General features: G+C 66.9%; 22 protein-coding genes, 1 tRNA gene and 2 pseudogenes. 9 read left to right on the top strand and 16 right to left on the bottom strand.

Annotated elements, in window-relative coordinates; translation table 11 throughout:
• Window positions 1-27 precede the first annotated feature (27 nt).
• The 7 genes from A5712_RS14750 to A5712_RS14720 all read right to left on the bottom strand — a co-directional run bounded on the left by A5712_RS14750 (window position 28) and on the right by A5712_RS14720 (window position 7484).
• Window positions 28-756 (bottom strand): GAP family protein, encoded by a 729-nt coding sequence (locus A5712_RS14750; protein WP_068106379.1) that lies wholly within the window; start codon window positions 754-756, stop codon window positions 28-30.
• A 199-nt stretch (window positions 757-955) separates the two neighbouring features.
• A complete protein-coding gene (locus A5712_RS14745) occupies window positions 956-1213 on the bottom strand; it encodes a hypothetical protein (RefSeq protein ID WP_068106376.1) in 258 nt (85 codons plus the stop codon).
• Between the two features lie 380 nt (window positions 1214-1593).
• Window positions 1594-3834: an MMPL family transporter gene (locus A5712_RS14740; protein ID WP_068106373.1), complete on the bottom strand. Its 2241-nt coding sequence runs from the start codon at window positions 3832-3834 to the stop codon at window positions 1594-1596.
• On the bottom strand, window positions 3831-4943 hold the full coding sequence (locus A5712_RS14735) for a type III polyketide synthase (protein ID WP_068106370.1): 1113 nt from the start codon (window positions 4941-4943) through the stop codon (window positions 3831-3833). Before A5712_RS14735 ends, A5712_RS14740 begins: the two co-directional genes overlap by 4 nt.
• Window positions 4944-4964: 21 nt before the next feature.
• Window positions 4965-6734, bottom strand: coding sequence for a fatty acyl-AMP ligase (locus tag A5712_RS14730; RefSeq protein WP_068106366.1), 1770 nt, complete (start codon window positions 6732-6734; stop codon window positions 4965-4967).
• Window positions 6731-7045: an acyl carrier protein gene (locus tag A5712_RS14725; protein ID WP_231982128.1), complete on the bottom strand. Its 315-nt coding sequence runs from the start codon at window positions 7043-7045 to the stop codon at window positions 6731-6733. Before A5712_RS14725 ends, A5712_RS14730 begins: the two co-directional genes overlap by 4 nt.
• A gap of 157 nt (window positions 7046-7202) precedes the next feature.
• Window positions 7203-7484, bottom strand: coding sequence for a hypothetical protein (locus A5712_RS14720; protein ID WP_156766575.1), 282 nt, complete (start codon window positions 7482-7484; stop codon window positions 7203-7205).
• A 296-nt stretch (window positions 7485-7780) separates the two neighbouring features.
• On the opposite strand from A5712_RS14720, the pseudogene A5712_RS14715 reads away from it, so the two are divergent.
• A pseudogene (locus A5712_RS14715) lies at window positions 7781-8275 on the top strand (LLM class flavin-dependent oxidoreductase); the annotation flags it as partial.
• 222 nt (window positions 8276-8497) lie between these two features.
• Here the strand turns inward: A5712_RS14715 and A5712_RS30840 are convergent.
• Entirely contained in the window at window positions 8498-8638 is a 141-nt protein-coding gene (locus tag A5712_RS30840) for a hypothetical protein (RefSeq protein ID WP_156766573.1), read from the bottom strand.
• A 123-nt stretch (window positions 8639-8761) separates the two neighbouring features.
• A complete protein-coding gene (locus tag A5712_RS14710; protein ID WP_068106354.1) occupies window positions 8762-9127 on the bottom strand; it encodes a hypothetical protein in 366 nt (121 codons plus the stop codon).
• Between the two features lie 291 nt (window positions 9128-9418).
• Between A5712_RS14710 and A5712_RS14705 the strand changes: the two genes are divergently transcribed.
• The 3 genes from A5712_RS14705 to A5712_RS14695 all read left to right on the top strand — a co-directional run bounded on the left by A5712_RS14705 (window position 9419) and on the right by A5712_RS14695 (window position 12435).
• Entirely contained in the window at window positions 9419-10258 is an 840-nt protein-coding gene (locus tag A5712_RS14705) for a triacylglycerol lipase (protein ID WP_068106351.1), read from the top strand.
• Window positions 10259-10613: 355 nt separating this feature from the next.
• Window positions 10614-11624 (top strand): YncE family protein, encoded by a 1011-nt coding sequence (locus A5712_RS30835; protein WP_156766572.1) that lies wholly within the window; start codon window positions 10614-10616, stop codon window positions 11622-11624.
• A 136-nt stretch (window positions 11625-11760) separates the two neighbouring features.
• Entirely contained in the window at window positions 11761-12435 is a 675-nt protein-coding gene (locus A5712_RS14695) for a cutinase family protein (protein ID WP_068106344.1), read from the top strand.
• 61 nt (window positions 12436-12496) lie between these two features.
• Here A5712_RS14695 and A5712_RS14690 read toward each other — a convergent pair whose 3' ends face one another.
• From A5712_RS14690 to A5712_RS14680, 3 genes are read right to left on the bottom strand one after another with little or no spacing between them, the layout of a single operon-like run.
• Entirely contained in the window at window positions 12497-14107 is a 1611-nt protein-coding gene (locus A5712_RS14690) for an esterase-like activity of phytase family protein (protein WP_068106342.1), read from the bottom strand.
• 19 nt (window positions 14108-14126) lie between these two features.
• On the bottom strand, window positions 14127-14900 hold the full coding sequence (locus A5712_RS14685; RefSeq protein WP_068106339.1) for a hypothetical protein: 774 nt from the start codon (window positions 14898-14900) through the stop codon (window positions 14127-14129).
• A gap of 48 nt (window positions 14901-14948) precedes the next feature.
• The gene (locus tag A5712_RS14680) at window positions 14949-16169 is read right to left on the bottom strand and encodes a bifunctional 2-polyprenyl-6-hydroxyphenol methylase/3-demethylubiquinol 3-O-methyltransferase UbiG (RefSeq protein ID WP_068106336.1); all 1221 of its coding nucleotides are present in this window, start codon (window positions 16167-16169) and stop codon (window positions 14949-14951) included.
• 159 nt (window positions 16170-16328) lie between these two features.
• Here A5712_RS14680 and A5712_RS14675 point away from each other — a divergent pair, with 159 nt between their 5' ends.
• Window positions 16329-16652 carry a DUF732 domain-containing protein gene (locus A5712_RS14675; protein WP_369830392.1) on the top strand — a complete coding sequence of 108 codons (324 nt, stop codon included), beginning with the start codon at window positions 16329-16331 and terminating at the stop codon, window positions 16650-16652.
• 36 nt (window positions 16653-16688) lie between these two features.
• Here the strand turns inward: A5712_RS14675 and A5712_RS14670 are convergent, their stop codons facing one another.
• The 4 genes and pseudogenes from A5712_RS14670 to A5712_RS14650 form a co-directional block, all read right to left on the bottom strand.
• Window positions 16689-17165 (bottom strand): ArsI/CadI family heavy metal resistance metalloenzyme, encoded by a 477-nt coding sequence (locus A5712_RS14670; RefSeq protein ID WP_068106330.1) that lies wholly within the window; start codon window positions 17163-17165, stop codon window positions 16689-16691.
• Between the two features lie 24 nt (window positions 17166-17189).
• Window positions 17190-18702 (bottom strand): annotated as a pseudogene (gene arsB, locus A5712_RS14660) (ACR3 family arsenite efflux transporter).
• The gene (locus A5712_RS14655; RefSeq protein ID WP_068106320.1) at window positions 18699-19067 is read right to left on the bottom strand and encodes a helix-turn-helix transcriptional regulator; all 369 of its coding nucleotides are present in this window, start codon (window positions 19065-19067) and stop codon (window positions 18699-18701) included. The pseudogene arsB and the gene A5712_RS14655 overlap by 4 nt, the downstream one beginning before the upstream one ends.
• A 90-nt stretch (window positions 19068-19157) precedes the next feature.
• Window positions 19158-19231: transfer RNA gene (locus A5712_RS14650), tRNA-Leu, on the bottom strand.
• Between the two features lie 359 nt (window positions 19232-19590).
• Between A5712_RS14650 and A5712_RS14645 the strand changes: the two genes are divergently transcribed.
• From A5712_RS14645 to A5712_RS14630, 4 genes are all read left to right on the top strand, one after another.
• Window positions 19591-20430, top strand: coding sequence for a PE domain-containing protein (locus A5712_RS14645; RefSeq protein WP_068106315.1), 840 nt, complete (start codon window positions 19591-19593; stop codon window positions 20428-20430).
• Between the two features lie 59 nt (window positions 20431-20489).
• Window positions 20490-21680 carry a PPE family protein gene (locus tag A5712_RS14640; protein ID WP_068106312.1) on the top strand — a complete coding sequence of 397 codons (1191 nt, stop codon included), beginning with the start codon at window positions 20490-20492 and terminating at the stop codon, window positions 21678-21680.
• 125 nt (window positions 21681-21805) lie between these two features.
• On the top strand, window positions 21806-22102 hold the full coding sequence (locus tag A5712_RS14635) for a WXG100 family type VII secretion target (protein ID WP_066914021.1): 297 nt from the start codon (window positions 21806-21808) through the stop codon (window positions 22100-22102).
• 29 nt (window positions 22103-22131) lie between these two features.
• A partial coding sequence (locus A5712_RS14630; RefSeq protein WP_068106309.1) for a WXG100 family type VII secretion target occupies window positions 22132-22340 on the top strand: 209 nt, incomplete at its 3' end.

The following is a 22340-nucleotide window of genomic DNA, read 5'->3' as shown; positions in this document are numbered from 1 at the left end:
TCGGGTCACCGCGGCGCGGCGAGTCCGCTAGAGCCGGCCCATGCCGGACGCCAACAGTGAGAGACCCAAGACGGCGACGACCACGGCGGGGATGGCAGGACGACGCGCGCTCATCCATCCGTTCAGCCGCTGCACGACGGCAAGCGTCTGCGTCGGCGCGATGAGATAGGTGACGAGCGGAACCTCGACGACCGCAAACGCCACCACGGTGAAGAAGACCGCCGCGCCCAGCTGCACAGTCGCCGCGGGCTCGGACGCCACGATGGCCAGCATCGCCGCCATGTACTCAACCGGCGGGGTCGCCAGGGCGACCCCCGCGACGAACGCCACCAACGACGATCCGGATTCCAGCCGGCCCCGAATCGACAGCCGAGAGGCGGACGGTGGTGCGTCCGGTTCCAACAGCAGCACCGAGGACTCGCCGGCGGTCGCCGGCACGGGTGGGCGCTGTTGTGCTCCCGAACGCGCCAGGCGCTGGGCGGCGAAAGATATTGCGAGTAAGCCGATTCCGACCTGGGCGTAGGCCGCCGTCGGGGAGTTCGTGGTCGAAATCACCGTTTGCATGGCGGAGAGGGTGACGCCGCGCAGGAAGAGCACCACGGCGAGCGCCGCGCCGATGCCCATCACGATGCCTCCGAGCCAGAAGACGAACAGGTTCAGCATGGGCTTCGGTCGGGAGATCAACAGCGCCGTGATGCCGATCCGCACCGGGTCGATGGCCGCGACGAGCGACAAGAGAATGACCGCGCTACACATTGGCGCCTAGGCCAGGTCGAAACGAGCCGTGCGAAACGGGAACACACCGCAACGAAGCATCGGTAGGGTTGCTGCCCTCATGGCTCCAGTGTCGCCGACGAAGCGATCGCCGTCTTGGGTCTCTCACTGTTGGCGTCCGGCATGGGCCGGCTCTAGCGGACTCGCCGCGCCGCGGTGACCCGATCGGGAAGCGGCGCGGTCAGATTCGCGACCAGCGCAGCACCGAGACAGCAAGTTTGCAGCGCTCGCACTTTCCGATGACGTCGCGATGCTTGCGGCAGGAGAGCATGACCGCGCCGCAGCAGTCGTTCCGGGCCGCCCAGCGGGCGGGTCTCTTGCAGCGCCACAGCATGATCGGTCGGGCCAGCTTCAGCGCGGCGAACAGATCACACGGAAGGTCGAACCTCAGCTGGTCGAGAATCGCTGCCTCTGGGCCATTCTGGCGGCCGGTTCTCATCGCGTCACCTCGAGCCGGGCGGCGGTCGCACAGTCCGCGGTGCTTCGGTCAGAGCCTGTCTTCGAATCCGACATGCTTCGCCGGTCGAATTGCCCTGTCAGGTCGGGCATTTCCCACCACTTCGCCTTACGCGCTTCACTACCCACACCCTCAAGGGTGGATGTCACTCCCCGGTAAGTCATCGGCGCTGGCGCCCATCAATGACTGTCGGGCAACCTCAGTGCCGCATACTCGCCAGCTGCAATCGTCTGCGCTCACCGGTATTCGGGGGGTTGCGCGGCTTTCGTGCGTCGAGCCCGAACCACAGCGGGTATGGTCGCGCCGACAGGGCGATCTGCGCTCCGGCTCGATGCCGCTTCAGGCGCGACGCGGAGAGCCCCTTACTGGGCTTCCAATGCGTATGCCGGTTGACTGCCCACCGCTGGACGCTCGGGATGCGGGACGGCAACGCGGGTCTCGTGCCGATGGCGCAGCCGCGTAACCCATTGTGGTGCCCACCAGTTGGCCCGCCCCATCACGCGCATGAACGCCGGGACGAGCAGCATGCGGACCAGGGTCGCGTCGGACAGAACCGCCAGCGTCAGCCCGACACCGAACATCCGCATGAACGACACCTGCGCTGCGATCAGCGCGGCGAACGAGATCGACATGATCAAAGCGGCGGCGGTGATCACACGCCCGGTTCTGGCCAGGCCGAGCGCCACGCTGTGGTCGTTGCCGGCGGCAGTCCGGTCCGACGCCAGCCAGTACTCGTAGATCCTCGACACCAGGAAGACCTCGTAGTCCATCGACAGGCCGAAAGCGATGCAGAACAACACGACCGGCATGGTGAGCACGAGCGTGCCGGTGGCGGTGGTGCCTAGCCCGCCGAGGTGGCCGTCCTGGAAGATCCAGACGAGCGCCCCGAAGGAGGCGGTCAACGACAGGCCGCTGAGCAGCAATGTCTTCAGGGGCAACACCACACTGCCGGTGAGCCGGAACATCACCACCAAAGTGATCAGCGCGATGGCCGCCAGGACGAGCGAGAGCCGCGAGGTGATCGCGTTGGCGGTGTCGCGGTTGACTTGGGCGGTCCCGGTGATCAGCACCTGCGCGCCGCCGGGACCCGCGACCGCGTGCAGCCGGTCCAGCTGGGTGTTGGAAGCATCCGAGAAAAGCGGGGCGCTGCTGGCCACGGTGAGGAACGCGCTGCCGTCGGCGACCCCCGCTTCGGCGACGGGCGGTCCGACGCGGGCCCCGGCGACGAACGTCCCACCCGGTGCCGACACCGACGGCACGTCGGGCACCATCGACAGCCGAGAGGCATAGTCCGCCAACGCATTCGGAGTCAGGCCGCGGGCATCGGGAACCACCACGGTCAGGCTCGACGCCACGTCCGCGCTGAACTGCGTGCGCAGCTGGTCGCCGACCTGGCGCGCCGTGCTAGAGGTCGGCAGCACACGATCGTCCGGAATGCCAACCTTCATCCCGAACAACGGCATCCCCAGCGCGACCAGCACGACGGTGAGGCCAAGCCCGATGGGAACCGCCCGGCGCATCACGAAGTGGGCCAGCCGGTAGAAGAACGTCTGCTCGACGGGGCGGGCGGCGCCCGCGCGCGAATCCACTCGCTTGCCCAGCACGACAATGGCGGCGGGTGTCACGATGATCGCCGCGCCGACCGCCAGAGCCACCACCGCGATCGCGGCGTAGGCGAACGACTTCAGGAACGGCATCGGGAAGAACATCAGGGCCGACATGGACAACGACACGGTCATCGCGGAGAAGAGCACGCTGCGGCCGGCGCTGGTCATCGTGCGAACGATTGCCGCGTTCCGCTCTGTGCCGCTGGCGATCTCGTCCCGGAATCGGCTCAGGAGCAGCAATGTGTAGTCGATCGCCAACGCCAGGCCCATCGCGAGCAGCAGGTTGAGCGCGAAGATCGAGACATCGGTGACGCAAGTGAGCGCGCGCAGCACGGCCATCGACCCGAAGATCGCAATACCGCCGACCGCCAGAGGGATCGCAGCCGCCAGGAATCCGCCGAACACCCACACCAGCACCAGGAAGCTCACCGGGACCGCGATGGTCTCCATCACTTTCAGGTCGTCCCGGGTCTGGCTGGTGATCTGCGCATCGACCATGGCCTGCCCGCCGGCGCGCACCGTCACGCCGTCGCGGCTGCGCACGACCTGGTCGCTGAGCGTCTCGGCGTGCTGTCCGGCCGCGTTGGTCCCGCCGGTGATGCTGGCGACGATCAGACCGACTTTGCCGTCTTTGCTGACCAATCCGGTCGACGCCGCCGACGGCGCCGCCCAGGGCGAGGCCACCCGCGCCACGTATGGCGAATCGTGCAGCTGGCGCACGATGTCCGTGCCGACCCGTTCGGCGGCGCCGCTCTGGATACCCTCGTCCGAGGCGACGGTGATCAACAGCTCGGTGTCACCCTGGTGGAATCGGGTCGCCAACATGTCCGTCGCCCGGGACGATTCCGCGCTCGGATCCCGAAAGCCGCCGGCGGACAGGCTGTGAATCACCGGGAGGCCGACCACCGCCGTCGCCACCATGGCGAACAGCGACAGCGCAATGATCCGCCGCGGCGCGCGGATTGCCAGTCGGGCGAGCCGCTGCAAGGCGTTCAAAACCGAAGCACCGCCCCTTCGATGGTCAGGCCGGGGCCGAACGCCAGGAGCACGCCGTGCTCCCCCCGGCGCGGCTTGTCGACGCGCAGGATGTTCTCCAGCACGAGCAGCACCGTGGCCGAGGCACAGTTCCCAGCGTTGGCCAGGACATCCCAGCTGGCGCGCAGCTGCTCCGGCTGCAGGCCGAGTTGCTTACCCAGCTTGCGGACGATCTTCGGGCCGCCCGGGTGAATCCCCCAATGGGTGACGTCGTCCTTCGAAAGACCCAGCGGCGTCAGGAGTTTCGCGAGGAAGCCCTCGATGTTCTCCTCGAGGACCGCGGGCACGCCGGCGGCCAGCGTCATCCAGAACGACCGGTTGCCGATGTTCAGGCTCATCATGGTGTGCTGGTCGTATAACTGCTCGGTGTGGGTGCGCAGGAACTGCACCCCGGCGCCGTCGGGGGCCGAGCCCATCAGCATCGACACGCTGGCATCACCGAACAGCGCCTGCGTGATGAGCGCTTCCACCGGGTCCTCCCCGGGCATCAAACTTTCCCGGATGTGCGCCGAGCTCAACTCGGTGTTGTTGCAGATCACCAACTCGTTGGGCCGGGCGGCGACGCTGTCCATCGCGACCTTGATGACGTTGAGCGCCGCGTAGCAACCCATATGGCCGATGAAGGTGCGACGCAGATCCGACCGCAAGCCAAGCTCTTTCGCGAGCATGAGGTCGGGTCCGGGGTTGACGTACCCGGTCGAGCAGGCCATCACGAAGCTGCCGATTCGCTGCGTGTCGAAGTCGCCGATGGCTTCCTTGAGGGAGCGGCCGGCGACATCGATGACGGCCTCGCTGTGGGCCGCCATCCGGTCGCCCGTGAGCAGGCCGGCGGCCTCCACGAGATTGTCGGGGTGCCACATGATGTGGCGCTTCTGGACCTTGGTCGATTCGACGATTCGCTTCACGAAACGCACCGAGGACACCCGCTCGAAGAACTGTGTGGTCTCTTCCTGAGTCACCTCGAACGGCGGGTGGGCCGATGCGATGCCCAGCAGGGTGGGACGTTGGCGCACGGCGCCTTTCGTCACGTGCGACGGCGCCAGCACGTCGAAGGGATCTGCGAGATACATTGGCTGAGTTCCTTACTCGCTCTAACCGACGAATCGGTTCTTCTTGCGTCGTGCCAGCGCTGCACGAGCGTGGAGGACTTCCCCGTTGGCCGCCTGCACCAACAACCGTGCCGCGGTGACCTTTTTGGGTGCGGACAACCGACCCGTCTGCCATTGCGTGAGCGCCTCGCGTCGGCGAAGCTTGCCGCTGCTCGTGCGCGGCAACGTGCCGGGCTCGAGCAGCTCCACGTGCGCCGGCAGGATGCCCGTGTGTTGCTGCACGCGCACCGCGACGTCGTGGGCCAGGCTGGGCTCGGCGTCGGGAGCCGTCTCGACGAGCAGCGCGAGCGCCTCGTCTTCCTCGCCCGGCGGCACGAATCCGACCGCGACCGCGCATCCGGTGCGCACGCCCGGCAGCCCGTCCAGCGCGGCCTCGAACTCCTCGGGGGCGTGGTTGGCGCCACGCACGATGACGATGTCCTTCTGGCGTCCGCACACGTAGAGCTCGCCCTCGTGGACGAAGCCCCGGTCGCCCGTGTGCAACCAGCCGTCGTGCAGAGCCTGGTCGGTAAGGTCGGGCCGACCGAAGTAGCCGGCCATGATGCTGGGGCCCGCGACGAAGATGTGGCCGACCCGGCCCGGCGGTAGCGCCTTCCCCTGGTCGTCGCGGATCTCGACCGCCATGCCCGCCAGCGGACGCCCCACGCTGACAATCTCTTTGCCGCCCGGTTCGACGACGCCTTCGGCCGCCAGCCTGTCACCATCTACGCCGAGCGTCTTGAAGGAGGTAGCCGCCGGCTTGAAGGTGACGGCCAGGGAGGCCTCCGCCATGCCGTAGCACGGCGTGAACGAGGACGCCCGGAATCCCCGGCGCCCGAAGCGCTCGCTGAACCGCCGCTGCGCTTCGGCGCTGACTGCCTCGGCGCCGTTGAGGCAGATGTTCCACGAGGACAGGTCCACGCCGTCGAGCTCGTCATCGCGGATGCGCTTGAGGCACAGCCCGAAAGCGAAACTCGGCGCCGCGGTGATGGTGCCCCGGTGCCGCGAGACGGCTCGCAGCCAGGCCCCGGGCACCGCGACGAACAGCTCGGGTGGCAACAGGACCAGCTTCCCGGGAACGTAGAACGCGCTCAGCAGGTTTCCGATGAGGCCCATGTCGTGATAGAGGGGCAGCCAGGTGACGCCAACCGGGTACGGGGCGTCGTCCGTGGTGATGTACTGCTCGAGGCTCGCCAGATTGGACAGCAGGTTCGCGTGGGTCAGCGCCACCGGTTTGGGATCGTTCGTGGTGCCCGACGAGAACTGGATGACCGCGATGTCGTCGGAACGGACTTCGACGGCCTCCGCTGCCGGGCCCGTCAGGCTCGCCGCCGTGACGCATCCCAGCGGCGGAGCCGCGTTGGCGACCGACACCCCGAGGAAGCGCCGGATGCGCTCGTCGGTCACGACCATGGCGGCGTCCACCGCGCTGAGCATGGCAGTCGTCCTACGGTGGTACTCGTCGAGCTTGCCCAACCGCAGGGGCGGATAGAGCGGAACCGGGATCGCGCCGGCGCACAGCACGCCGAAGAAGCATTGCACGAATTCCGGCGAGGTCGGCAGCACCAGCGCGACGCGGTCGCCCTTGCGAATTCCGCGGCGGATCAGGTCACCCGCCACCGCCAGCGCCTGCTCGCGGATCCGGGCGAAAGGCACGTCGTGGTCTTGCTCCTTCTTGTCCACGAATACCAGACCGAGGTCGGAGCGGGCCGCCGCATCGAGCATTTCGATCAGCGAGGCGTGCTTGGGCGCGATCGCCGGCGCCCCCTTCACGGCAGCTCCCCCATGCGACCGGCGACCAAGTTGGCCAAGTCGCCGACTGTGCGGAGATCGTCGGCGTCTTCCTCTTGCAATTCGATCTCGTAGTGCGCCTCGATCTTGAAGACGATCGACATGAACTTGAGGGAATCGAGGCCGATGTCGGCGAGGTTCGACTCCGCTGTCGGAGTGACTTCATCGGCTTCCTTCTTGACGAAGTCGATGATCTCCTGCGTGATGATCTCGAGAATTTCGGAATCTTGTGCTGAGACGGTCATGCCCAGAAGTCTTGCCGGAGCGACCTCAAAAAGCGCCCCCGCCAACACGACTCGTCTTTACTGGTTAGCACCAATCCTCAAGTGCGCCGTCGCGGGGCCAAGAGGCCGGCTGTGGCGCGAGGCGCGGCTGCTGCGCACGCACCCCCTTCTCTCAGGAGATGGTGCTCAACTACGTCTCGGCGCAGGCGCTGAAACTACCGCGCGCCTACTGATCGGCTGGCTCCAGCAGGCCTTCGATCGCCGTGGCCGTGTCGACGGAGGGGTCCAGGGCCGCGGCGGAACGCAGGGCCCCGGCCAGGAGTTCGACCATGTACTCCACCATCGCCGCGAGGGCGAAACGCTTTTTGTCGTTGAGCCAGTACACCGTTGCTTCGTCGATAGCCGCGACGGCCGCCCGCCCAGTTACGCGCAAAGCATGGTTGTCAGGGTCGAGCCCGAGCATCACCCAGGTGGCGTCGATGGCACGCCAGCGACCCGCCTCGAACACCTCCCATGCCTGCGGATCCGCGCCGCGTCCCCCCAACACCAGCCGCAGCGCGAGCCCCCGGCGGCGGCTCAGGTAGCGCAGGTTCGAGGCCAGTCGCGCCGCAGTTGCTGCGCCGGCGACAGACCCGGTTCGAACGAGAACGCCTCGTCCAGTTGGTCGACCGCCTCCCGGATGGCCTCGAGGTAAATGCCCCGCTTGCTGCCGAAGTAATGAAACAGCAAACCATGCTTGGGCGGACCGCCGCGGAGCCGGCCGCCCGGCGATTAGTGATCCCGTACGACGAAGGTCCAAGTGCAATGTCCAAAATGCGTGTCGGAGTGATGGACACAGCCCTCGTGTCGCGACCGGCGGCGGATTCGCTTACCCGCGCCAACTACCTGGCCGCGGTCGCCAACAGGGTCGACTCCTTCTGGGTGCCCGACCACCTGAACGCGTTGTTCCCGCGATCAATCTGGGCGCCGAAGTACTGCGGTGCGGCGCGGCTGGTCCCGCGGGCGGACGCGTCGATGGAGCCGTGGACCCTACGCGGGCACCTCGCCGCGCGAAACCGGCTGGGCCGCCTGCGCCTTGGGGTGAGCGTGACCGACACCGGGCCCCGCAATCCCGCGGTCACCGCCCAGGCCGCCGCGACGCTGCACCTGCTCACCCGCGGGCGCGCGATTCTGGGCATCGGCACCGGCGAGCGGGAAGGCAACGAGCCGTACGGGGTGGATTGGTCGAAGCCCGTCGCACGTTTCGAGGAGGCACTGGCCACCATCCGAGCGTTGTGGAATTCGAATGGTGAACTGGTGCCGACGCCCGTCATGCGGGATGTTTTCTTGACCGGCACGCCCGACGAAGTGATCGACCAGGCCGCCCAGTGGCGGGATCGGGGGGCGGCTTACATCGTGGCCGACGTCAGTGCGCTGCAACGCAGCAACCGCGGCGGGTTGGCCGCGATGAGGTCGTTCGCCAAGATTCTCCGCGGCCTCAAGAAGCTCTAGCTTTGCACCGGGCGCTGGTGCGCCCAGGAATCACTTCCCGGCCCGCGACATCAAGTTCCGCAGCCCGCTGGGCGCATCGGTCTCCGCGGTGCCGGGATGGGACACCATCACGTAGCCGGCGTAACCCCACATCATCGGTATTGCGGCCAGTACGCCATACATCGCTGTCATGACGTCACCTCCTGAAGTACCAGGGCCTCAACGCGTTGTTGATGTGTTAAGCCTTGCCCGGCGGGGCGCTGACGTCGCCGTGGCTGGCACCCATCAGGGGGTCCCACCAGTCGGGATCTTCGCCTACCGGCTAGCGGGTATGCGGGCTGCGGCCGGTTCCCCGGCGGGCACGCTGACGTCCGGGAAGGCATCAATGAGGGCGCGGGCCCGTGCGTGATTCCAACGCCGGATGGTACCGGCGGCATGAGCCGCGACCAGGCCGCAGACGAGGCCCAGGTTGGCGAGCAGGGCCACGCTCAGCAGAACAGCGATCAGGCGGGCACCGGCGTTACGGGCATCCGTGTCCTCGAAGAGGATGACCGAAATGGTCTCGGCGGCCAGCAGGGTTTGGACGACGACGAATACCGCCGCCGGCAGGGTCGCGCGCTTGACTGCGTCGGCCGCTTCGGTGGCCGGAATGGAAGCCGGCTTCCGGGCGATGATCGGCACGTCCGTGTACCCCTTAATTGCGTGCTGGGTCCGTCGTTGACCAGTCTGACAAGACACCGGCAGACCCGCATTGCTGCTAGCGGCCGGATCGTGATTCATGCTGGCGGGGGCCGATGATCCCGAGACCTGCCAAATCGGCTGCGGCACAACTTGATCGGGTGAAGCTTCCGGCTAACCAGTAGTGCGCCGCCCCTGCGAGCCCGACCCTCAGACTGCGGCTGGCAATGAAGACCCGCGACGCCCAGGACCGCCATTGTCGACGTGATACGCGTTACCCGAAGGCGGTGGGACATGGTGCAGGCGCAGCCGACAGTGCGGCGACTGACACGCGGGCTCGGGGGCGCCCGGACGGCATTTCAGACGGCGGTACGCGTCGCGAAGGTCCAGGCGCGCGAGGTTGCGCTGATGCTGTCGGTGTCCGCGACGGCGCCGGTGCGCCTCATCCGCAGCGACTACGAAACGGCGAACGCCGTGGGGTCGCAGCAGCCATCGCGCGCCGCGGCGCAGCCGCCGGTGCTGCTCGTGCACGGCTTCGGCGGTGGCAAGTCCAGCTGGTCGTCGGTGGCGCGGGCACTGCGGGCACGGGGCCTGAGCGTGGACGCGATGGCATACGCGCCGGCCGGAAACTCGGTGGAGCAGCTCGCCGGCCGGCTCGTCGACCACGTGCAAACGATGCTGTTCTCCACCGGCGCGGCCAAGGTGCATCTGGTCGGGCACAGCCTGGGCGGCGTCATCATCGCGCAGGCGATTTCGGACCCGCGCTTGCGCGGACGAGTCGATACCGTGATTACGCTGGGCTCCCCGTTCGGTGGGTCGCCGTGGGCGGACGCGCTGCCGGTTGTCGACATGGTCCGGGCGCTGCGGGCGGGATCACCGCTGTTGAGCCGCCTGGCGTCCACACCGTTACCCGAGGGGGTGCGCTGGCTGTCGGTGACGGCCGCGCTGGACATCGTCGTACCGGGCCTGCGGTCGGTGCCTCCCCACCGGCAGGCGGAGACCGTCACGATCAGCGGCGTGGGGCATCTCGGGATGCTCCTGAGCCCGCAAGTAATCCGATACATCACGGCCGCACTGTGCGCGGAACCGTCGGCGACCGACGCCGCGCTGGCCGTGTTGCAGAACGCCTCTTGACCATGACTTTATCCATCCACGCCGACTGGGAGGAACGTTGAGCAACTCGCACATCGACCCGAACGCCGACCCCAGCCGGCGTGCGTGGTTGGCATGCCCCAATTGTGACCACGGCGCCGGCTGCGCCGAATGCCACAATCGACGGAACTGCGATACGCACTGGCAATATCTGCTGAAAAACACTGCGACGCGGGTCTTTTTGCAATGCCCGACATGCTACTGCGTGTGGACGGTCGACACATCGGAGCGGGCCCGGCGGGCGGCCACGATGATACTCGGGAAGACTGGCCGTGGCGCCGCCCCGGAACCCACGGCCGCGAGCGACCGCGAGTACGACGGCGCCGTCATCGCGACGGTGTCGCTCGGCAACGGAGCGCGCGACATTGTGACAAGCCCGAGCGGCGAGCAGGTCTACGTGCTGACCACCGATGCGGTCAAGGCCATCAATGATCGGCACCGAGTCGTCGCGTCGGTTCCGATCCCTGCGGAGGAACCGAAGCAGATGATGATGAGCTCGGACGGCAGCCGCATTTACGTCACCGGATACGACGCTGCGCTGTCGATCATCGATACCGCCCGCATGACCGCGAGAAGCGTTGCCAAACAGCGCACCACGGCGGCCGCGGTCAGCCCGGACGGCAATCACATTTACCTAGCCCACGGTGAGGATGGCAGCGCCTGGGTGTCGGCCGTTCGCGCGGACGGGTCCGCCGTAGCTTTCGCCGCGGTCGACGGGTTCAGCACCGGGATGGCCGTCAGCCCGAACGGGCGTCGCCTGTATGTCGCGTCCGCCGGCCTCAACCCCGATGACGGGGCTGGCAGCATCACGGTCATCGACACGGCCAGTTTCAAATCCGTTGACTCGATCGCGGTTGGCGCGGTTCCGGACGCAGTCTCGATAGACGCCGAAGGCCGCCTCTATGTGACCCACTTCCACACGAACTCCGTCTCGATGGTGGACCCGGGCACACATTGCTGCGTCACCGTCACGCTGAACGATGCCCCGATGGAAGTGACAACCCGCAGCCAGTCGGGAGTCATTTACACGGCCAACTCGCACTCCGTGACGTTGATCGACACGACGACCGCGGCAACCACCAGCATCATGCTCGGCGAGCTACCGCGGCGCCTTTCCGTCAGCGCCGACGGGCGGCGTTTGTATGCAACCGATTTCGCGCACGGGACGCTTTGGTGCGTCGACACGTCGGACAACGCCGTCCTCGCCACCCTCCCGGTCTGCGCCCACCCGGCGGCAATGCAGCTCAGCCCAGATGGGGAGTTCGTCTACGTGACGGACTCGCGTGATGGGACGCTGACCATCGTCGCCACAGCGCTGCTGCAACCGGATTCGCCCGAAGCCCCATGAAAGTCATTCCGGCCTGCACCCAATCGGATTGGGGGCTAACGCTGACGACGCCCGGGCGCGGACAGCCGATTCTTAGAGGGAGAACGATGCAACGGCGGCACCCCGCCGCCGAGTGCCGGAAGCGTGAGGAATGAGAATGAGACCAGTTAGGATTTTCGTTTCCCTTGCCGCGGTGCTGCTTTCCGCGATGGTCGCTGCGCCGGCTGTATCGATCGCCGACCCGGGCGGCATCCACACCGGACGGGCGGAATCCTGCGCCGACATCCAAGTGGTGTTTGCCCGCGGCACCAACGAAGCCCCGGGCCCCGGCCGCGTCGGTCAGGCGTTCGTCGATTCGTTGCGTGCCTTGGTCGGCGGCAAATCCGTGGCACTCTATGCCGTCGACTACCCGGCGTCCTACGATTTTCTGCGCGCGGTGGACGGCGCCAACGACGCCAGGCGATTCGTGGAAAGCACGGTCTCGGCGTGCCCGCAGACGAAGGTGGTGCTCGGCGGCTACTCGCAGGGTGCGGCCGTCGTCGATCTGATGACCGTGCCGGGGCAGGCCACCTTCGGCTTCGGGGATCCGCTGCCGAACGACATCGCGGAGCACGTCGCCGCGGTCGCCGTCTTCGGAAACCCGTCCAACCGCGTCGGGGGTCCGCTGACCGCGCTGAGTCCGCTGTTCGGCTTCAAGGCCATCGACCTGTGCAACGGGGCCGACCCGGTCTGCTCCCTCGGCAACGACGCCGCAGCGCATCGCGTCTACGTGGAGTCCGGAATGGCCTCGCAGGCAGCGCAATTCGTCGCCCGTCGCATAACGTCCGGGTAATCTGACCGGCAGGGCGCCGAATTGGGTAGCGTCTCGCTCTGCCGCCCGGCCGACCCGCAATTCAGCCGACCTTGATGGGCACGGTGACGGACTCCGTTGTGGCGGGCAGCTTGGTGGTGTCGACCACCAGGATCTCGCCGCTGTCCTGGGTGCCGTTGGGCAGCATCTTGGGCTTGAGTTGAAACGGCGGGGTGGCAGCCGACCCGCCGGCCAGCCCGTCTATCCCGAAGTCGCTGTCGTTGGCGATGATCAGCGTGTTTCCGTTGTCGCGGCCGATGAGTCCTTCAACATGGTCGTGGCCAAAGAAATCACCGTTCGGGGACAGCGTACGCAGCAGACCCGACAGGTCGAGCTTGAGCGTCTTCGTGGCGACCGCAATTCCGGCGGTCTTGAGTTTGTCGGTGGCCGCCGCGTCGGTGTCGACGCCGACGAAGGTCTCGATCGGGACCCCGCCGATCAGCAGGCCGCCCCCGTCGGCACGATAGGTCGCTCCCGGCACGCCCGAGTGGGGTCCGACATCGGTGGCCCCGGCGATGTCGGTCGCGTAGATCTTCTTGTTGCCGTTGGGCTGCGGCCGGTCGTCGCGTTCGTCGATCAGGAACGTGGTCGCGCTGACGGCGGCGATTTCCGACACCGCGACCTTCGTGTGCTGCGGATCGGCCAGCGGATACAGGTATTCGTGCACATCGCCGCGGTTGGCGAGGTTGATGGTCACGATGCGGGTAATCGGAACGGATCTCGACGAGCCGGCCAAACCGGGCGTTACGAGGGCCGACTGCATGATGCCGACCAGGGTGCCGCCGTCGGGGGTGATGGTCAGCCCCTCCATCCCCTGATTCGGGCCGCGCAGCGACAGCTCCTCCGGCAGGCTGCCATCGTAGGGCGAAAAGCGTTCCAGCTCTTTGCCGTTCGCGTCGAAATGGACGACGAAGGGGCCGTACTCGTCGGAGACCCAGAACGTGCCGTCGGGCATGGCGACCAAGCCCTCGGTGTCCAGGCCGTGATCCGAGCGCGGCAGCTGGTTGCCGCTGAGGTCGACCAGCGACTCGCCGGTGGACGCCCGCGGGTCGATGAGCCCCACCAGCGGCGCGCCGTCCCTTCCGGTCAGCGTGATGATCTGCTCGAGCGACGCCACGCCGTCGCGGAGTTTCAGCTTGGCGATCTGCGGGTGGAAAGTCGGTATCGGAAGCACCTTTTCGCCGGGCGTGCGCCCGTCGACGTTGGGGCCACGATCGGACAGGCCGTAGATCTCGTCGGCGCTGCCCGGCACCGCGGCGATCGCCGACCCGTGCGCATTGGCCTGCACGGCGACCTCGCCGACGATGAGCAACGGCGTCTCGTCCTCCGCGTAGAGACGGACAGCGTGGCTGACGGTGACCGGAAGCTGATCGGTGCCCGTGAAACCGGCGTCTGGGGTGTAGATCATCGCCCCGTACGCGCCGTAGGCGATGGTGCCGTGCGCGGGCTTGCCGAACGCCACTGGAGTGACGCCGTTGGTGGCGGTCAACAGCTGTCCCGGGGAAATGGTCAGGACCGTGCCGGCGCGGGTGGTCAGCTCCTTGAGCGGCGGCACCGAGAGCGGCGGCGGATCCGACGCGCAGGCCGCCACCGTGAGCAACACCGTCCCCGCCGCCAGCCACGCACGCGAGGTCGTCAGGCGAGTGGATGCCATGGAGCCGATTTTTGCGCGTCTAGCGCCGCTTATCGCGCACTTTGTAGGTAGAGGGCCACGACTTTCTCGATTCGTCGCCGGTCAGTGGGGTCCCCATCCCCCCGACCTTGACGTTGTAGGCCTCCTTGCCGGGGCCGACCTCGCGGTTGGCGTGTTCCTGGGCCAGGTAGTACAGCTCGTCGATGGTGGCTTCGTCATAGGCGACGAACGAGGTCTCCCGGGCGACGTCGTCGATGCCCGCCAGCATCCGCTCCGGCAGCACCCGCGACGCCAGCGCCGCCAGCCCCAGCAGCGAGAACGGGATGACCCAGTAGGCCAGGTACGACAACGGGGTCTTGGTGTCGAGGATCGTCGCGTTGCGGTCGATGATCGGTGGGATCGCCGACGACACCGTCATCCCGGCGAACGCGGCGATCCAGACCCAGGTCAGCACCCGGACCAGCCGGGTGAACAGCTCCGTCTTGACGACGTCCTCGGGCTGTTCGGCGGCGGCGAACTCCCGGATGAACGGACGGCCGGCCAGCGCGCCGACGAGCGCGACCACGAGAAGCCCGGCATTGCTCAGCGGCAGTATCCACCGCTGGTCAAACGAGTCACCGAGCGTGAAGGTCAGGATCGTCAGCACCAACAAGGTTGCGACAGTGCCGATTTGGAAGGGTTTGTCGCCGGGGGCGCCCACCACGAACGCGGCAACCGCGATCGCCAGCGCGACCAGAGCCGCGGCGGCGAACGGGACGTTACCGACCAGCACCCAGTAGACGATCCACGGCGCAAAACCAAACAGCATGCCCACGAGGGGTCAGTTTATGAGTGGGCGTTTCGTGGGCGGTCGGCGGCAACGCTAACCGGTCGAAGGCGTGTCCAGCGCCATCGCGAGGAAGTCGAAACGCCACAGCGACTGGAACAGTTTGCGCCCGAATTCCTCGAGCTCGGCCCGGCTTTCCGAGCCACCGCCCTGTGCCACACACTCGACGATCTCACGGATCGAGCGGCGCCCGTCGACGTGGCGCAAGAAGGCCAACAGAGCCGGCTCGAGCTTCAGCTTGGCGCCGGGCAGGTAGATCTCGTCGCCCGAGAGCAGGCACGCCGTCCGCGCCAGCGGAACGTAATCGAGCGACGCCGGCGTCGAGAAGTCGATGGTGTAGTCCTCCTTCGGGCGGTCGGGGCGGCAGGCGATGAAGAAATGGGTGGCATTGGCCGTTTGCAGGCGTTCCATCGCGGACCACAGTTCGATGTCGGGCAATTGGTTGAGCACGTTAGTGAAAGCGTTGGAGGGCGTAAGCAGGTCATGCGGGTAGTACGGCATTTTGTGAAACCATCCCTGAAACGCAAGCCCGGCCGCGCTGACCAGGTCCAGGCATTCCGCAACGGTGTAGCTCCGTTGGCGACTGTGCAAAAACGTGTCTACCAGCGCGCCGTCGGAACGCAAATCGTGCGCGCCGTTCAGATACCTTCGGACAGGGTGGTCCCCCGGCAGTAGTGCGAGCGCGTCTTTGACCAGTTGAACCGACGCTTCGTCCTGCGACAGCCCGAGGTCGCGGAAAAGCGATTCCAGTATCTCGACTCCGACCCGACCGTATTTCGCGTACAACATGACGCCCAGGGCGCCGTCCCTGCGCAGGCACGCGCCCAGCGCCGTCAGGCCGGCCAGGGGATCAGCCATGTGGTGCAGGACGCCGCTGGAGACGATGAGATCGAAGTCGCTGTTCAGCGCTGCCACCTCTTCGATCGGAAGCAGGTGTAGCTCCAAGTTCTGCAAGTCGTGCTTGTCTTTCAGATACCGCTCGTGATCGAGTGCGGACCGGCTGACATCGATCGCCACCACTTTCGCGGAGCGGTTCATGAAAGCAAAGACCGCCGCCTGGTAGGTGCCGCAACCCGCAATCAGAATGTCGGCGTCCGGCTTGTACTCCCGATTCGGCCACAAGACGCGATGGGCCCAGAAGGGATCGAACCAATCCCAGTGGTTCTTGGTCCAGGCCTCCAGATCGGTTACGGGCGGCGGATACTCCCACCGATCGTATTGGCGGGAGACATCGTCGACGCGCGGATCCTCGGGCACTTCGGCACTGCCTCCTTCCCGGTGCGGTGACGTTTAACGAACCCGACCAACTTACTGCGCATTTCGCTATTGTTCTCTTCGGCTTTGTGCTGCTTGGGCCCCAGAAAGAAAGGCAATCGAATGCCCTCACCCCGCTGGCTGGCCGGATTGGCCATCCCCATGACGGCCAGCGCCGCCCTGCTTGGTAGCGCCGCGACCGCGAGCGCCACCACCCCCCAGGACGACGCGTACCTCGCCCAGCTGAGCGCCGTTGGCCTCCACTGGCCGCCGCAGACCGAAGAGGCGCTCATCGGGGAGGCGCATCTGATCTGCTACGACCTCACCTGGGGTTGGACGCCTCAACAGATCGCCGACGACGTCCACGCCCACTTGAACGCTAGGGGCGTCACGTTGTTGGACGTAGGGACGATGGTCAACGCGGCCCACTCGACGTATTGCCCCGGAAATGTGTGCGACGCCCCTACCCTGTGCACCGGGATTTGACCGCCTCGTCCTCAGAACACCTTGACTTAGGGCCGCTCAGCCTCTGGGCGTGCCCGTCGCAGCTACATCAGAAGCGGCGTCGTCGCCGCCGCAAGCGCAGCCCGTCGTTGCCTCGATGCCGAGCGGCTCGGGGCTGGTGCCGAAGGTTTCCGAGTCAGACAGGACGGTGTAGACCTCCCACCTTTCCCCGGCTGGCCCGGTGACCCACGCCTTGTCCTGCGTGGCGTAGCAACACGTGGTGCCGATCTGCTCTTCCGGGAGCATCCCCACGCTCGCGAGTCGGCCGATTTCTTCGTGCACTTTCTCGGCCGTTTCCACCTCGACGCCGAGGTGGTTGAGAGTGCCGCCGTGGCCTGGATTTTCGAGCAGCACCAATTTCAGCGGAGGTTCGGCGATCGCGAAGTTGGCGTAGCCGGGCTCGACCTTCGCCGGTTCGGTGTTGAACAGCTTTGAGTAGAACATGATGGCCTCGTCGAGGTCGTCGACATTGAGGGCGAGCTGCACGCGAGACATGAGGGTTCCTTCCTTCGGTGCGAATTATGTAGTCGTGGCGTTGGGCAGGAGTTCGGCGGCCAGTGACGCGACGCGCTCGGCGATGTCGTCGCGGATCGCCCGGACGGCGGCCAGGGGCTGGCCGGCGGGGTCGGGAAGTTTCCAGTCGCGGTAGGACACCCCTGGAAAGTAGGGGCAGGCGTCGCCGCAGCCCATAGTGATGACGACGTCGCTGGTCTCCACCGAGTGAGCGGTCAGGACACTGGGGGTGGCGGCGGTGATGTCGATGCCGAGTTCGGCCATCGCTGCGATGACGACGGGGTTGATCCGGTCGGCGGGTTCGGTTCCGGCGGAGCGAATTTCGATGGCCTCACCGGCCATGCGGCCGAGCAGCGCCGCGGCCATCTGCGAGCGTCCGGCGTTATGGACGCAGACGAACAACACGCTGGGTCTATCGACCATCGGCCCCGGCTCCCCGTTCCGGCTCCGACCGGAAGAACCGAGAGCGCATCGCCAGGGAAACGTAGACGAGCCCGACCAGCACGGGCACTTCGATCAGCGGTCCGACCACCCCCGCCAGCGCTTGCCCCGATGTCGCGCCGTAGGTCGCGATCGCCACGGCGATGGCCAGTTCGAAATTGTTACCGGCGGCGGTGAACGCCAGGGTGGCGGTGCGCGGGTAGCCCAACCGCAGCAGGTAGCCGAGGGCGTACCCGCCCGCCCACATGATTGCGAAATAGGCCAACAACGGCACGGCGATGCGGGCGACATCCCATGGGCGGGAAGCGATTTGGTGGCCCTGCAGGGCGAACAGGATGACGATGGTGAACAGCAAGCCGTACAAAGCCCATGGACCGATGCGGGGCAGGAACGTCGTCTCGTACCAGTGGTGGCCCTTGGCGCGTTCACCCAGCCGGCGCGACAGGTATCCGGCCAGCAACGGGATGCCGAGGAAGATGAGCACGGACTTCCCGATCTGCCACGGGGACACGGCGATCCCGGTTTGCGCCAGGCCCAGCCAGCCCGGCAGCACCGACAGATAGAACCAGCCCAGCGCGGCGAACATGACCACCTGGAACAACGAGTTCAAGGCCACCAGCACCGCGGCGGCCTCGCGATCCCCGCACGCCAGGTCGTTCCAGATGATGACCATGGCGATGCAGCGAGCCAACCCGACGATGATCAACCCCGTGCGGTAGGCGGGCAGATCCGCGAGCAACAGCCACGCCAACGTGAACATCACCGCCGGACCGATCAGCCAGTTGAGCACGAGTGAGGACACCATCAGCTTGCGGTCCGCGGTGACCTCGTCGAGCCGGTCGTAGCGGACTTTGGCCAGCACCGGATACATCATGACCAGCAGACCCACCGCGATCGGCAGCGAAATGCCTTGGACCTCAACGGCACCCAGCGCCGACCCGAGGCCGGGAATGAGTCGGCCCAGCAGCAGACCCGCGGCCATCGCAACGCCGATCCACAGCGGAAGGAACCGATCGAGCGTCGAAAGCCGGGTCCCCACCGCCTCCGGGGCGGACACCGACGCCGGGGTTGCGGTCACGGCCCACAGCCCGCCTTGGCCATCAGGGCTTGGTCTTCAACATGCAGGGCCGACGAAAGCTGCCGCAGCGCCGCGGGGATCGCCCAGTAGTACACCCAGGTGCCCCGCCGCTCGCAGTCCAACAGCCCGGCCGAGCGCAGCAGCTTGAGGTGATGAGAAATCGTCGGCTGAGAGACGTCGAAGGTCGCCGAGATCTCACACACGCACGCCTCACCGCCGGGGTGGCTGGCGATCAGGCTCAGCAGGCGCAGGCGCACCGGGTCGCCCAGCGCCTTGAACATCGCGGCCAACTCCGCCGCCTGCGACTCGCCCAGGGCGGCCACGCTCAGCGCCGGGCAACATTCCGGAGCGGACTGCTTCGACATTCTTCTATATAAGCATTCATCGAATCAGGGCGCAATGATCGAAGCGCCAAATTGGAGGTTGCGCGGGCTCGCAAGGTACGCCAACTTCGGTGCCCCCAGTCGGACTCGAACCGACACTGGGCGGATTTTAAGTCCGCTGCCTCTGCCGTTTGGGCTATGGGGGCCCGGCGGCGAATCTAGCGCGCCAAGCGCCGCTTGGGGGCGTCGGATCCGCCCAAAATCCGACAAAAATGCAAGGGTGCGGGCCGGCCGCCGTTGGCCTAGGATGCGCGCGCCGCGCGCCATTCGGGGCGTCGCGTGGGGATCTCAGATGACAGCGCTATGTCCCCCGGCAGGACCTTGTTAAAACTGCTCGCGTCGGCGTTAAAAAGCCGTAAACGGCAGTCACCCTAGCCTTTTCCGTCGGGACTGTGGAGTCGTGCCTGGTTAACCTTACGCCGACGCACAGGAGCCGTTACGCCAATGCACAGGTCGATCCCCCTTCTAGGGAGATCGGCATTTTCCCGAAGACGAGGAGCACCAGATGTCATTTCTGACAGCAATCCCTGAAGAGTTGCTAGCCGCAGCAGCGCAGCTGGAAGGAATAGGCAATTCGCTGACGGCGCAGAATGCGGGTGCTGCGGCACCGACGACGGCCATCGCTCCGGCGGCCGCCGACCAGGTGTCGGCCCTGCAGTCGGCGCTCTTCTCGAGCTACGGCACCATCTACCAGCAGATCGCCGCCGAGGCTCAGGCGATGCAGCAGCAGTTCGTGAGCACCCTCGGGCTGAGCTCAGGCACCTACACCTCGACCGAGGCCGCCAACGTGGCCGCTGCGACTCCCACCGACCTAGTCAACCAGCTCGCCACGCTGTTCGGCGGCCCGCTCGGAAGCACCAACGGCCTGCCGACGAGCCTGTCCAGCAACCTTGCCAACATGGGCAACATCGGTTTTGGCAACTACGCCTCCGCCGCCTCCGACCTGCTCGGCATGGCCGGCGGCGGTCTGCTACCGGCGGCCGCCAGCGACACCGGTGACGCCGCCGCGGCGGCCGGCGCCGCGGACGCCGCCACTGCCAGTGCGACGGCCCCCGCCGGGGGCGTGGGCGCAGTGGGCGCGATGCCGGTCGCGGGCATGGGCAGCGCGACCATGGTGGGCAAGTTGTCGACGCCGCCGAGCTGGGCCGGCAGTTTCGTGTCGGCCACCTCTCCCGCGACCGCGGTGCAGACCGTGGGCTGGACGGCCGCCGCGCCGCAGGCCGGCACCGGAACGATCGTGCCGGGCATGCCCGGGCTGGGCGCGGCCGCGCGCAACAGCGCCGGCTTCGGTGCGCCGCGCTACGGCGTCAAGCCGATCGTCATGCCGAAGATCAAGGCCGTCTAAGCAGCCACCGGTCGCAATAGTCCAAAACAGCGGAAATTCTTAAAGGAACGGATACGATAATGGTCCTAGATTTTGCAGCGCTCCCCCCGGAGATCAACTCCGGCCTGATGTACACCGGTGCGGGCTCGGGTCCGCTCATGGCGGCTTCGGCGGCCTGGAGCAACCTGGCCGCCGAACTGAGCACCACGGCGACCTCCTGGGAGTCGATCATCGGCACCCTGACCGGCGAGCAGTGGACGGGCGCGGGGTCTGCCGCGGCGGCGGCCGCCGCCCAGCCCTACGTGAGCTGGTTGACCACCACCGCCGCGGCGGCCGAGCAGGCGGGCGCCCAGGCTTCGGCTTCTGCGGCCGCCTACGAGGCGGCCTTCACCGCGACGGTGCCCCCGCCGGTGATCGCGGCGAACAGGGCGCAGCTGGCGGCGCTCGTCGCGACGAACTTCCTGGGCATCAACACGCCCGCGATCATGGCCACCGAGGCGCTGTACGCCGAGATGTGGGTCCAGGACGCGATCGCGATGTACACCTACTCGGCCGCGTCAGCGGCGAGCGGGGTCCTGCAGCCGTTGACGCCGGCGGCCGCGACCGCCAGCCCTGCCGCGGCGGGCATCCAAGGCAGCGCGGTTTCGGCGGCTTTCGCGAACGCGGCGGCCTCGCCTGCAGCGTCAGGCCTGGGCGGGATCATCTCCAACTTCCAGTCGTTGTTGAACGGCGGATACATCGGCCAAGGGGTTCAAGCCATCATCGATGCGCTCGGCTTGACGCCTTTGGAGACCAGCCTTGACGGCCTGGCTGGAACCCCGGCGCTGTTCAACGCCTTCAACGGCGCCGTCAACACGTCGGCGTGGTTCGTGATGAACGCCATCCCGACCGCGGTGTCGCTGGGCCACACCCTTGCCGCCGCGGCCCCGGCAGCGACGGCGAGCGACGTCGTGCCGCTGGCCGGTGGTGCGGCGATCGGCGAAGGGACCCTGGTCAACAGCGTCGGCGGTGGAATGTCGGCGGGCATGGCCGAAGCCTCCACGGTCGGGGGTCTGTCGGTCCCGGCCAGCTGGTCGTCGGCCGCCCCGGCGACGCTGGCATCGTCCACCGCTCCGCTCGAGGGTTCGGGCTGGACCGCTGCCGCCGACGAGCCGGTTGCGGCGATGCCCGGCATGCCCGGGATGGCCGGGGCCGCCAAGGCCGGTGCCTACGGCAGCGGTCCGCGGTACGGCTTCAAGCCGATCGTCATGCCCAAGCAGGTTGTCGTCTAACGCGGGAAATCGCGACGGAAAACAGGGCGTATCGCCCCGTTGGCTTCAATGCCGCGTAACAGCCAGTTACGACGGCCGACCAGTATCACAAGGCAAGAAATTCATCCAGAAGGAGAAAAGGCAACATGGCAACACGCTTTATGACTGACCCGCATGAGATGCGGGCGATGGCGGGCCGCTTTGAGGTCCACGCGCAGACCGTTGAGGACGAGGCTCGCAAGATGTGGGCGTCGTCGATGAACATCGCCGGTGCGGGCTGGAGTGGCCAGGCGCAGGCGACGTCCTACGACACGATGGGTCAGATGAATCAGGCGTTCCGCAACATCGTGAACATGCTGCACGGTGTGCGTGACGGGCTGATCCGCGACGCGAACAACTACGAGCAGCAAGAGCAGGCCTCTCAGCAAATCCTTGGCAGCTAGCCCCCACACTTCTATTTCAGGAGGAAAACATGACCATCAATTACCAGTTTGGCGATGTGGATGCCCATGGTGCGACGATTCGCGCCCAGGCCGCGTCGTTGGAGGCCGAGCACCAGGCCATCGTTCGCGATGTGCTGGCTGCTGGTGACTTCTGGGGTGGCGCCGGTTCGGTGGCCTGCCAGGAGTTCATCACCCAGTTGGGTCGTAACTTCCAGGTGATCTACGAGCAGGCCAACGC

This window comes from Mycobacterium sp. E2327 (assembly GCF_001672675.1).
Classification (GTDB): Bacteria; Actinomycetota; Actinomycetes; order Mycobacteriales; family Mycobacteriaceae; genus Mycobacterium.
The sequence above is the reverse complement of the archived record's forward strand: the minus strand, read 5'-3'. Positions and strand labels throughout refer to the sequence as shown.